Source organism: Sphingobacterium sp. UBA5670 (assembly GCF_002420705.1).
Taxonomy (GTDB): Bacteria; Bacteroidota; Bacteroidia; order Sphingobacteriales; family Sphingobacteriaceae; genus Sphingobacterium.
In genome coordinates, this window is record NZ_DIIM01000021.1 from 608,538 (window position 1) to 620,851 (window position 12,314).

Here is a 12,314-nt window from a genome sequence, read left to right on the forward strand (position 1 = left end):
TGATGAAAAGAATACTAACCATAGCCATCCTAAGTAGCTTACTATTTTCCTCCTGTGAAGATATGTTTGAGCCGGCTCTAGAGAATAATCTTGAAATTGAAACGGCCAACAGCCGTCCCCTCTATGCCCAAGGATTGCTCCTAAACGGGTACAACCGTGTTCCGGGCAATAGTTATAGCTTTGATGATGTTGCCACCGACAATGCAGTAAGCAACGATAAAAGCAACACCTATCTTAAAACAGCCACGGGGCAATGGACAAGCATAAACAACCCTTTCGACCAATGGCGCAACAGTTACGCAGCTTTGCAATACCTCAACAACTTTTTATCCCTGAGCGATAAGGTGGAATGGGCCCTGGATCCAAAGGTCAGCATCCTATTCAACGACCGGATGAAAGGTGAGGCATATGGCCTTCGTGCGCTATTTATGTTCCACCTGCTGCAGGCACATGCTGGGAAATCAAGTACCGGAGAAATCATGGGTGTCCCCATCCTTCTGACTCCCGAAACCATCAATTCGGACTTTAACCATACACGGGCACCATTTGAAACCTGCATGCAACAGCTCTACGATGACATCAAAAAAGCAGAAGACCTGTTGCCGATGGATTATGAAGACATCAGCGCCGATAGTCAGATCCCGGCCAAATATGAAGGAACGATCAATAAGGACGATTACAATCGCGTATTCGGATCTTATTTCAAACTCCGGATGACCAAACGCATCGCACAGGCGATCCGCGCCAGAGCAGCATTGTTGGCTGCAAGTCCAGCATACAGTGAGGGCAGCAAAACGACTTGGGAGCAAGCGGCCACCTATGCCGGACAGGTCATCCAAGCCAAAGGCGGCCCCACTGGCATCGATCCTAAAGGATTTACCTGGTACAATAAAGATGTAGTCGACGGTTTAACCTCCGGATCAAATCCCGCCGAAATCCTTTGGCGTACCGACAAAGGAAATAGCAATAGCATGGAACAAGACCATTTTCCGCCAACTTTATTTGGAAAAGGAAGACTCAATCCCACACAAAACCTGGTCGATGCCTTCCCCATGGAAAATGGATATCCGATTGGAGATGCCAATTCCGCCTACAATAAAGCCAATCCTTATGATAAGCGGGATCCTAGATTGAAGACTTATATTATTGTCAATGGAGCAACTGCAGGTGTCAGCAGCACAGCGATCAATACCACTGCCAACAGTCCAACCAACGATGGGCTAAATAAGGTCGAAACATCTACACGAACGGGCTATTATCTCAAAAAACTCCTACGCCAGGATGTTAATCTAAATCCATCATCCCCGACCCAACAAATGCATTTCAATGTCCGCCTACGGATGACAGAAATGTATCTGGCTTATGCCGAGGCAGCTAATGAAGCCTGGGGACCTACTGGCATGGGGACCTTTACGTTCTCTGCTTACGATATCATCAAAGCTATTCGCAGACGTGCCGGTGTCGGCACCAACAATGGCGATCCCTACCTGGAGCAAGTAAAAAACAATAAAGATCAAATGCGGCAGCTCATCCGCAACGAACGCCGACTGGAGCTCTGCTTTGAAGGATTTCGGTTTTGGGACCTCCGCCGCTGGAAGATGGATATCAATGTTGTTGCAAAAGGAATCAGCATAAATAACAACAGCTACACGGAAATTCCGGTTGAAAATAGACTTTACGAAACCTATATGTACTACGGTCCGATCCCATATAGTGAAGTACTTAAATATAGCAACCTTGTACAGAATACGGGATGGAATTAACATTAATACGCACATGATGAAAAAAATCAATCTCCTTTACGCAATCGCATTAGTAAGCCTGGCGTCTTGCAAAAATAACGACTGGGTGTTCCCAGACTTCGAATTTCAATCGGTATACTTCGCTTATCAGACACCTGTCAGAACGGTAACACTGGGCGAAGACATCATTGACAACAGCCTCGACAATCAGCATAAGGTCAAAGTCATGGCGACTACAGGCGGGGTGTACAACAACAGCAAAGACATCCGTATCGATTTTGTGGTCGACAATAGCCTCACAAATGGTCTCAGCTATCCAGGTGGACAGCCGGTCACACCATTGCCGACCAACTACTATCAACTGGCCAGCAACCAGATCACTATTCCAAGTGGCAGTCTAACAAGCGGCGTTGAGGTACAGCTAACCGACGCATTTTTTGCCGATCCCAAAGCCTTGGAAACCTACTACGTACTGCCCTTACGCATGTCAAAAGTCGTCAACGCCGATTCCATCCTATCCGGCAAAACTTCCCTACAAAATGCCAATAGGGCTATTGTATCCGATTGGGATGTTGCACCAAAAGATTTTATTTTCTACGCCCTCAAATATATAAATCCTTGGCACGGCAATTACCTACGTCGGGGCACCGACCAAATTGTCGGCAAAGGTATCAACAGCAGCTTGACTAAAAATATTGTCAGACATCAGGCTTATGTCGAAAAAGACGAAGTCAAAAACGTCACGACAGCAGCGCTAAAGAAATCGGTGTTACCGCTATCTTTTAAAGGGACTGATGACGTCAATATTAATGTTAATCTGGACTTAACTTTTGATGACGACAATACGTGCAGCATCAGCTCGGCAACTGCCGGCATATCTGCTACAGGAACAGGAAAGTTTGTCAAACGGGGCGAAAAAAACAGCTGGGGCAATACGGATAGAGACGCACTTTATCTTTCCTATGCGATTGAAATGCCACAGATGAGCGTCACAAGCAAGGATACTCTCGTGATGCGGGACAGGTCCGTAAAAATGGAAACTTTTACCCCCATCAAAAAGTAGTATCAATTCAACCATGAACAACGATGAAAAAAATCAATAAAACTATCGTCATCCTACTTTCGCTCAGCACCGTCTGGAGTTCCTGTACCAAATATCAACCATTGGAATTTGCCGTCGATAAACCGCAGGAAGTGCTGGCGCAGGAAGATATAAACGCTTACAATCCCCTGAAAAGTTATTTAGATAAACAGACAAGTCCGGGTTTTAAGCTTGGTGTAGCCCTCAATATGAACGATTATTTTAACAAGGGGGTCCTCTACCGTCTGGCCAACCGCAATTTTGAAGAAATGGTCATGGGCTATGAAATGAAGCATGGCTCCATTGTGCAGGCGGACGGAAGCCTGAACCTATCTCGTGTAGAACAGCTGATCACAGCTGCACAGGAAAACAACATGGCACTGTATGGCCACACGCTGTGCTGGCATTCGGGACAGAATGCCGCCTACCTGAATAAGTTAATTGCTCCTGTCATTATACCAGGTTCTGGAGGACCAGCTCTAGCGGGACATGCACTAAAAATGAGCAATCCTTCTGTTGTCAATGCCTGGGAAGCACAGACAGCCTATGACGTTACCCCTACGGAAGTGGGTAAAGAGTATGTTTTGAAGATTGTGGCCCGGGGTAGCAAAACAGGCAATATTGGTATTGATCTGCAGAGCACTTCCAATTATACCGGTGATAATATGGGCTCTTTGGCATTAACAGCAAGCTACAAAGAATACGAACTTAAAGTCACCGCAACTGCTGCACGCAACCGTTTTATTATCAATTTTGGTCAATACGATGGCACTATTTTCATCGACAAGGTTGTGCTGACAAAAACAGGCAGTTCGACTAATCTTATCGCCAACAGTGATTTTGAAAACAATATCGATGGTTGGTTTGGCTGGGGAAATAACTCCTCCAGAGCACAGTCCGCCAATGGTGAAGGGTATGGCAGCCCGGGAGGTAGCACAATCGAGAAAACACCTGCCGAGAAAGAAGCCATACTCACAAAAGCACTGGAGACATTTATTGCCGGGATGTTGGAGAAAACCAAAGGGTATATCAAAGCCTGGGATGTAGTCAACGAGCCGATGTCCGACTGGCCAGACCAATATGCCTTAAAGACCGGAATCGGAAAAACCGATCTGGCTGATGACGAATTCTACTGGCAGGATTACTTAGGTAAGGATTATGCCGTGAAGGCCTTTCAATTCGCCCGCAAATATGGCAATCCCAATGACCTCCTATTCATCAATGACTACGGTTTAGAAGGCAGCGGCAACAAATGTAAAGGGCTGATCGCCTATGTCAGCTACATCGAAAGCAAAGGCGCCAAGGTTGATGGTATCGGCACACAGATGCACATCGATATCAATACAAACAAAGACAACATCGTCAATATGTTTACGCTGCTGGCGGCCACCGGCAAGTTCATCAAAGTGTCTGAGTTAGATATCGGGCTTGGCACAGGTATTAAGACTACTAATGCAACAGCTGAAATGTATCAGAAACAAGCGGACTTATACAAATTTGTTGTTGAGAAATATCTCGAGATCATTCCCAAGAACAAACAATATGGTATTACCATATGGAGTCCATTAGACAGTCCTGACCAAGAGAATTCATTCTGGCGGCGTGGAGAACCGATCGGTTTATGGACCGAAGGATTCGTTCGAAAGCCAGCCTATCAGTCTGTCGCTGAAGCATTGCAGGCTAAAAAATAAGATCATTAATCACCCTTTAATATTTAAATTATGAGAACAAACAAAATGTGGTTACTGCTGGTCTTTTTATTAACCATTCTTTCCAGCTGTTCGCGGCTGGAAGAAAAAATCTTGACCAGCGAATCCGAAAGAAGTCTGAAGTCCAATGTTTCTGCGCAAGCTGTCACAAGCTGGCCACGGCCGACACCGACCCTACATGTAGGCGGAAAGTACCTCAAGGATCCCTGCGACAATAATATTGTCCTGCATGGGGTAGCCATTACGCCAAGCCCCTGGTTCAATGGCTGTCAGTATGGAGCCAACTCGGGGTACTGCACCTGGGACAATTACAATGTCCAAGGAGCACTCAATTACAACAAAGCCGTCATTGACAAACTCAGCAGTGCGGCCGACGGTTGGTATCTCAATTATATTCGTCTCCATATCGATCCTTATTGGACCAACGATCCTGGTGCACCTATTCCCGAAGATGACATCTCAAGGTTCAATTACAATCGCTTGGTTACGTATACCGACCAAGTCATTATTCCGTTGATCAACCATGCCCGCAGTCGGGGTATGTATGTCATCTTGCGCCCTCCGGGTGTATGTCCGCACCGTATTGCGGTCAATGATGCCTATCATACTTATCTCAAAACCGTATGGACTTTTCTGTCACAGCACCCTGCACTGAAGAACGCCGATAATGTGATGTTTGAGCTGGCCAACGAACCTGTTGAAATCCTGGGCACAAATGGTACCTGGGGAACAACAGGAAACGAGCATTTTGCTGCACTTAAAAATTTCTTTCAGCCATTGGTCAATATTATCCGTAACAACGGTGCCAACAATGTATGCTGGATACCCGGTACCGGCTGGCAGTCTCATTACCAAGGCTATGTCAGTAATCAAATTACCGGTGGCAACATCGGGTACGCTGTACATATTTATCCCGGGTATTGGGGTGGCGTTAATACCTATCAGGCCTTTCAAAATGCCTGGAATACCAATGTTAAACCTATTGCTGACATTGCACCAATCGCCATTACGGAGACCGACTGGGCACCGCAAGGATATGGCACCTTCGGCACAGGCTCCACAGGTACTGCCGGTGGCAATGGTTTTGGTGCCAATTTCAAATATATCATCGATCAATCCGGCAATGTGAGTTGGAATCTTCTCGCCCCCGACGACCTGCTTCACAAAGGCGATCCCAATGCAGGTACTGCCTTCAATAACGATTGGGAGGCCTGCGCTGCTCCCAGCAAACAATGGTTTCAGCAATATGCCGCCTCCAATTATCCCAGTTCAAATTGCAATGTTACCAGCCTGGTCAATAACGGTATTTACGAAATCGAATTTCAGACCGATGCCAACAAAGTCCTTGATTTAAAATCAGGGGAAGACACCAACGGCGCTGTACTCAGACCCTGGACCCGAAATGGTGCAAATGCACAACGCTGGATTGCTATCGATGCCGGCAATGGCTACTGGCGTTTTGTCTCCAAAGCTAGCGCAAGTAATCGCTGCATTGATCTGGCCAGCAACAGCAATACCCTCGGCACTTCCATCCGCCTCTGGCAGAACTACAACAATGATGCACAAGCTTGGCAGGTGCTGGCAGTAGCCAATGGCTATTCTAAAATCCTGTCGAAAGTGGATGCCACACGTGGATGGGATGTACCCAACTGTACGATGGATGGAAACTCCAACCTGCAGCTGTGGGATTATTACGGTACATCTTGCCAATTGTTCAAATTCAAGTTTATAGCGATGAACTAAACCTCAGATAAACTAGACCTCCTCTTTTTCGCGGTAAGCATAGCTTACCGCGAATACTTTTTTACATACAGATTCAAAAATCACTATGCGACAAAAATCTTCTCAAATCCTCCGGCTTCTTATACTGCTTTACAGTTTAACGGTTACGGCTGCTTTTGCCCAAAATAAAAATTTCCATATCTACCTTTGTTTTGGACAATCCAATATGGAAGGACACGGCAAATTTGAACCACAGGACACCCTTCCCGTCAAACGTTTTCATCTTCTGGAAGCTGTAGACTGCCCCGAATTAGGACGTCAATCAGGCAAATGGTATCCTGCCCAGCCTCCGATTACACGCTGCCATACCGGTCTTACCCCTGCAGACTATTTTGGCCGGACACTGGTCGACAGCCTTCCAGAAAATATCGAGATTGCTGTTATCAATGTCTCTGTTGGCGGCTGCCATATCCAGTTATTCGATCAGGATAGTACGGCAAATTATGTTGCAAAAGCACCAGACTGGATGAAGTCCATGCTCGCCGCCTATGACAACAACCCCTATAGGAAACTCGTGGCATTGGCCAGAATTGCCCAGCAACGAGGCGTTATAAAAGGAATTCTACTTCACCAGGGCGAATCCAATACCGGAGATCGCGATTGGCCCAACAAAGTAAAAAAGGTCTATCAGAACCTGCTGAATGATTTGCAGCTCAAAGCAGAAAATGTTCCTCTACTGGCTGGAGAATTACTTTCTGCAGCAGACGGTGGGAAATGTGCAAGTATGAACAGTATCATCCAGACACTGCCATCCACCCTGCCGACCGCTCATATTGTCTCCTCAGCAGGCTGTGGCGGTATTGGCGATGGACTCCACTTTAGTCCAGCCGGATATAGGCAACTGGGCAAAAATTATGCGAGCAGCATGCTTAAGATCCTGAAGAAAACACGGCAATAAAAAAGCTAGGGATTCAATCCCTAGCTTTAATATTTACCCCGTCGTTTAGAGAAGATCATCAACGTGTATCTTTCGTATACAGTATCAGCATTCCAATCTCGGGTCAATGAGCTTGCATTTGACCTTTAGTTCCCAAAAATTTTGGCTAATTCCTGATGCAGCAGTTCTCCTTTGATATTGATAGCGACAATGTTTCCTTTCGGATCCACTAGATAATTCTGTGGCACAGCACGTACGCCATACAATACCGCCGCCTCATTGCTCCAACCCTTCAGATCCGCAACATGGATCCAAGGCAGACCATCATCCTTAATCGCTTTTATCCAGGCATTTTTTCCTTTTGTATCGTCTAGGGATACCGCAAGGACTTCCAGTCCCTTACCTTTATACTTGTTGTACGCCTTTAATAAATTAGGATTTTCCGCACGGCAGGGACCACACCAGCTTGCCCAAAAATCGATCAGCACATACTGTCCTTTGAAATCGGATACCTTGATCATTTTCCCATTTGTATCCGGCTGAGAAAAATCAGGCGCTTTATTTCCAATTTTCACACTTCGCTCAGCCAAAAAGCGTGCTTCCAGCTGCCGCGCATTCGTCGTTTGACGCACCTCTTTCGAGAGCTTCAAAAATAAAGGTTCGATCTCACTGAGCTTACGTTTGTTGGCCGCATCTATAAGCGCATCCACCGCAAAAATTGAACTCGGATTTTTTGCTGCAAATGCAAGTTCCTTTACCCGGCGTGCTTCAAACCTTGCCTCAAACTTTTCGTGGATAGCTTTGTACTGTTCATTGGCATCAGGCGCATTTTTATCTACAGCAGCAAAAGCTTTATTCCCAGCATCAATAATATCCATAAAACCGCCACCGATTTCATTCAAATAAGCGACATACGCATTATGCAAAGGAGACCCTTTTACTGCAGCCGTCCGCAGCGAATCTTTGATGGTCATGTTGTAAGTCTCATTACCCAAATAAAAGTATAAACGGTCACCGATATTCTGTGCGATCAATTTTCCTTTACCCTCTTGATCAAAAACCATTCTTGAATAAGCAGGCTCCTCTACCGTCCCGCTAAAACTAAACTTGCCATTCACAATAGCAGATGAATCCGATGCCGGAAATCCATCTTTTGTATAGTCCAGATACACTTTCTTACCATTGAAAGCTTTTGGTGCACTTCCATTGATCTGGAAATTTGCTTGCTGTGCAAAGGATGCCATGGGTAAAAATGCCAATGCCACTATTTTTAAATTTTTCATGTTTATATGATTAGATATTATTTTATTTTTTTATTTACGCCAGGTCATGTCCACAGGATTTCCCGGGATACCGTCGATTGTTTTGAGGAGCTCACCTTGCTGCCCTACTCGAATGTCCATGTAATAAAGTGCGCCCTCTCCACCTGCGATCAGGGTACTTTCATCATCATCCAATTTGAGCAATCCGATATCCGATTTGATTGCTGCTTTTAACTGTTCCACCTGCTGATTGAGCGGATTGTAGCGAAATACCTGATTTTTGTAGGCCACGTAGATATAGCCATTTCGGGTCGCCACCATCTTGGTTCGCTCATTGATCCACTCCTTTTTTGAAAAGAGTCTTTTGTGTACCGCAGTGATCATAAAAGGTCCATTAAAGTTGGCATTGAACTTCAGCTCATAAATGTTCCCGTTGCTATCTTTCACATACGCATAAGTGTCCGTGCTATTGATCTGCACCATTCGGATCAAATCCATACCCACCTTTGTCGGATCAAAAATTTCAGTATTGACTGGACTATATTGCGTACCGAAATACATTGGACTTCCATAAATATTGATGCGTACAAATTGCTTTTTATTCTTTTCGAAAGCGATGACGCTAAAATTGTTGTCTACCGCGGTCAAAATAATTTCCGGAGCCAACTCATAATCTCCGTCCGCATATGTTCCAAACATCCCGTAGGTATTCGATTGATCCCAGGTATTCGTGGTTCCACCATAAAATTTGCCATTGATAACACCCATCATTACGCCTTGCGGATGGGCAATCAGGCTTCCAACATCAATCGTCGATGGAGCCAGAAAAAAGTTATCGTGCAAGGTCCCTGGTTTTACGGCTTCTTTGACCAGATTGTTCACGTCCAGCCGCACACCTGCCTGTTTGGAAATAATCCAATACCCCAGAGGTGTGTTTCCCGTGAACTGATTTTTCAGGTAATGGATATGCAGTGGATCAGGAGGCAATGGCTCGCCGTTGATCGCCTCATAAATATTGGGTTGTACAGTATTATCGGGTTTGATAAAGGAGAGTTTGCTGACGCCGTTTTGAACAGATAGCACAAGTGATCCACGCGAAAAGGCTGTCGTTCCCTGAATTTTGAAATTGTAGAAATATTTCATTCCATTGGCGGTATTGGTCACCGTAAGCCGGGCTGTATACCTTTTGGCCTGCAGCCCGAAAACGATACGCAGCGCAGCCCCTTCATAGTGGTTAGCTTCAGGGACAATTGCTTCAGGCACATCGATCCGCCAATTACATTTAACGGAAGCCGCATCAATGCCGGTAATTTTGGGCGCTATAATAAGACTGTCTCCTACCGAAGCTTCATACAAGGTATCCAAACCGGTCACCTGAGGGCCTCCGGGCATGTCGATAACATAATTCCCCTTGTCTTTATAACAGCTGCCCAAAGCCAATAAAGTTAAAGACAACACAGCAGCAAATAGTATTGCTCTTAATTTGTTTACATCTCTTTTCATCTTATCTGACTTCCTTTCCTGATTCATCTATAAAATAATACTTACCCGAAGCGCTATTTTTTCGTAAGAGGATACTTCGGCTGGGATTGTCCAGGTGGTAGAACTGGTAGGTTTGCCCGTTGTCTTTGCTGTTCAATACGTATTTTTTTTCAGGATGATCCTTGACCCATTTAAATGGATCGTTGAGCATCATGAGCAGCAGATTTGCAAAGTAAAGATTCTTGGGTGCATCGAGTCCCACCATGGAAAGCGAACGCTGTTCGGTGACAATTAAGAAGAGCTGATGTTTTACTCGCGAATAATTGTCGAGCCACATCGCCCACCAGGCTGGCTGCTCCAATTGGGCCGAAATAATAATGCGTGCCCGTATTAGCGCGGGATTTTCAACACCAAAGTCATCGCTTGCTTTCAGTTTGACGAGCAGTGATACAGATTGATTTTCAAGTTCACTGATATTGTGTACGATGATTGGAATTAGAGCCTGGCCGGCATTGCTTTCCAGTGTATATTCGGATTTCAGCGCATCATAATGTAGCTCGGCACGGGCCGTTGATGAATCCTTTTCCACGAAGGCCTCAAAATGCCGTGCTTGCTGATCACGATACCCCATCACTTTGACGGGAATAAAAACCGTATCCTGTGCCTTGGTCATATCATAGGCAAACGTGTAGACAATGCTATCTCGATCCGCATCGCTCAGATCAAAATAAACATTTGCTGCCCTGTCGTAAGTCGTTAAGCCGGCCTTTTTACAAGAGCACAGCAGCAGCAGCGGGAGTAACAGGAGTAATAAAGTATCTTTTTTCATTTTTGATCACTATTTACCGTTGTCCATAAATTATTTCATCATCAGGCAAAGGCCATACATAGATCTGCTGATTGGCAGGAATTGTTGTGCCTTGCTGCCCTACAATCGGTACATTCAACCTTTTATAAGCAAAGAACAATTGCCCTTCGGCAAACATTTCTTTCCGGTATTCCTTCAGCAGTTCGCTCTGCAGCTTTGCATAGGTCGAGATATCCACTTTCTGGCCGATGCCCCGATGTTCACGCACCTCATTCAGCCATGCTGCGGCTTGGGCCGGCGCTGTTTCATAACTACATTCAGCAGCGATATAATAGATTTCAGCCAAGCGGATTGCTGGAGCTACCAAATAGTGCAAATTAGCTGCAAAGCTGTCGCCCAGTGTATTCCGACGATATTTATGAATAGGTGATATAAAAGAATTGCCAACGCTGACTGTTCCAAACCACTGGGTATAGCGCATATCACCGCCTCCAGCACCTGCAACCTCATAGATGGTCTTTGCTTCGTCCTGATCTAGGTATATTGCACTGTTATTGTCCTGAAACCAGTCATTGTTATACGTGCTGTTCATGGCGGGGATGTACCAGGCAAATAACAATTCCTTATAGAAAATCCGGTCTTTTTTGTCCGCATCGACCGCTAAAAAATCAGTCGCATTTGTCCATGGAAATTTTTTGACATCAATCACTTCACGTGCATTCAGCAACGCTTTAGTTTTATCTCCTTTATACAAATAAGTTCGCGCCAGCAACCCGCATACCGCATAGTAGTTAAGCCGGTGTCTTCTGTTCTGTAAAAAGAGACTTTTATCCTGAAGCTCTGAATTTTTCAGGGTGTCACCGACAGTCGGATAACCGACCACATAAGATTTCAAGCGGATCGGATCAATTTTGAGCAATTCTTTGGCTTCCTCCAAATCCCGCACGACCGAATCCAGCACCTGTGACACCGTCGACAATTTGGTGGATTTATTTGAATAGCCGGTTACATAAGGAATGGCTTCGGTTTTGTCATTTACAACCGGAGCAGGAGCAAATAGGCGCAAAGCATCAAAATGCAGATAAGCTCTCAAAGCCAGCGACTCCCCTTTGATCAATTGGTAATTGCTTCCCGTAAACAATTGCTTCTTTTGATCGATCTCAGTCAGAATCAGATTGGCATTCACAATGCCATTGTACAGACCTTTCCAGATATTGTCCTTGCGTCCGATAAAATTGCCATCGTTGTATTTAAACAACTTTGTTTGTTGATAACGCAAAGGGTCATTGCTTGATAGCGCATAGTTCTGCGCCAATACTTCCGGTGTTCCAATTGTTAGCTCCTTTCCATAGAGATCATCTTTGGCACAGCGGGTATAGACCCCGATAAGGGCTTCTTTAAAACCATCTTCGGTGGCGAAAAGAACCGATTTATCTATTTCGCTTTCCGGTTGTATATCTAGCCACTTAGAGCAAGAAAGCGTACTCAGGGCTGTGAATAGTATTAAAACTATAGTTAACTTCTTCATCTGTACATATTTTTTTCCATCCGTCGGATGGTACTTACCATCT

At 45.2% G+C, this 12,314-nt stretch carries 9 protein-coding genes; 5 read left to right on the top strand and 4 right to left on the bottom strand.

The features are described from left to right. The first annotated feature begins 2 nt into the window (after nucleotides 1–2). The 5 genes from B3C94_RS20560 to B3C94_RS20580 all read left to right on the top strand — a co-directional run bounded on the left by B3C94_RS20560 (nucleotide 3) and on the right by B3C94_RS20580 (nucleotide 7,212). A complete protein-coding gene (locus B3C94_RS20560) occupies nucleotides 3–1,763 on the top strand; it encodes a RagB/SusD family nutrient uptake outer membrane protein (RefSeq protein WP_293907236.1) in 1,761 nt (586 codons plus the stop codon). Between the two features lie 13 nt (nucleotides 1,764–1,776). Further along, a complete protein-coding gene (locus B3C94_RS20565; protein WP_293907238.1) occupies nucleotides 1,777–2,805 on the top strand; it encodes a DUF5627 domain-containing protein in 1,029 nt (342 codons plus the stop codon). Between the two features lie 23 nt (nucleotides 2,806–2,828). Beyond that, on the top strand, nucleotides 2,829–4,514 hold the full coding sequence (locus B3C94_RS20570) for an endo-1,4-beta-xylanase (RefSeq protein WP_293907240.1): 1,686 nt from the start codon (nucleotides 2,829–2,831) through the stop codon (nucleotides 4,512–4,514). 30 nt (nucleotides 4,515–4,544) lie between these two features. Next, nucleotides 4,545–6,275: an RICIN domain-containing protein gene (locus B3C94_RS20575; protein WP_293907242.1), complete on the top strand. Its 1,731-nt coding sequence runs from the start codon at nucleotides 4,545–4,547 to the stop codon at nucleotides 6,273–6,275. A gap of 85 nt (nucleotides 6,276–6,360) precedes the next feature. Further along, nucleotides 6,361–7,212 (top strand): sialate O-acetylesterase, encoded by an 852-nt coding sequence (locus B3C94_RS20580; RefSeq protein ID WP_293907244.1) that lies wholly within the window; start codon nucleotides 6,361–6,363, stop codon nucleotides 7,210–7,212. Between the two features lie 125 nt (nucleotides 7,213–7,337). Here B3C94_RS20580 and B3C94_RS20585 read toward each other — a convergent pair whose 3' ends face one another. The 4 genes from B3C94_RS20585 to B3C94_RS20600 are packed head-to-tail and all read right to left on the bottom strand — an operon-like array spanning nucleotide 7,338 to nucleotide 12,271. Then, entirely contained in the window at nucleotides 7,338–8,474 is a 1,137-nt protein-coding gene (locus tag B3C94_RS20585) for a TlpA disulfide reductase family protein (protein ID WP_293907246.1), read from the bottom strand. A 30-nt stretch (nucleotides 8,475–8,504) separates the two neighbouring features. Further along, a complete protein-coding gene (locus B3C94_RS20590) occupies nucleotides 8,505–9,956 on the bottom strand; it encodes a PKD-like family lipoprotein (protein WP_293907248.1) in 1,452 nt (483 codons plus the stop codon). A 1-nt stretch (nucleotide 9,957) separates the two neighbouring features. Then, nucleotides 9,958–10,764: a DUF4843 domain-containing protein gene (locus tag B3C94_RS20595; protein WP_293907250.1), complete on the bottom strand. Its 807-nt coding sequence runs from the start codon at nucleotides 10,762–10,764 to the stop codon at nucleotides 9,958–9,960. A 13-nt stretch (nucleotides 10,765–10,777) separates the two neighbouring features. Beyond that, nucleotides 10,778–12,271: a RagB/SusD family nutrient uptake outer membrane protein gene (locus tag B3C94_RS20600; RefSeq protein ID WP_293907252.1), complete on the bottom strand. Its 1,494-nt coding sequence runs from the start codon at nucleotides 12,269–12,271 to the stop codon at nucleotides 10,778–10,780. Nucleotides 12,272–12,314 lie beyond the last annotated feature (43 nt).

Coding starts and splice junctions, on each gene's coding strand:
- B3C94_RS20560 (WP_293907236.1), top strand. CDS start 3: ATGAAAAGAATACTAACCATAGCCATCCTAAGTAGCTTACTATTTTCC.
- B3C94_RS20565 (WP_293907238.1), top strand. CDS start 1,777: ATGATGAAAAAAATCAATCTCCTTTACGCAATCGCATTAGTAAGCCTG.
- B3C94_RS20570 (WP_293907240.1), top strand. CDS start 2,829: ATGAAAAAAATCAATAAAACTATCGTCATCCTACTTTCGCTCAGCACC.
- B3C94_RS20575 (WP_293907242.1), top strand. CDS start 4,545: ATGAGAACAAACAAAATGTGGTTACTGCTGGTCTTTTTATTAACCATT.
- B3C94_RS20580 (WP_293907244.1), top strand. CDS start 6,361: ATGCGACAAAAATCTTCTCAAATCCTCCGGCTTCTTATACTGCTTTAC.
- B3C94_RS20585 (WP_293907246.1), bottom strand. CDS start 8,474: ATGAAAAATTTAAAAATAGTGGCATTGGCATTTTTACCCATGGCATCC.
- B3C94_RS20590 (WP_293907248.1), bottom strand. CDS start 9,956: ATGAAAAGAGATGTAAACAAATTAAGAGCAATACTATTTGCTGCTGTG.
- B3C94_RS20595 (WP_293907250.1), bottom strand. CDS start 10,764: ATGAAAAAAGATACTTTATTACTCCTGTTACTCCCGCTGCTGCTGCTG.
- B3C94_RS20600 (WP_293907252.1), bottom strand. CDS start 12,271: ATGAAGAAGTTAACTATAGTTTTAATACTATTCACAGCCCTGAGTACG.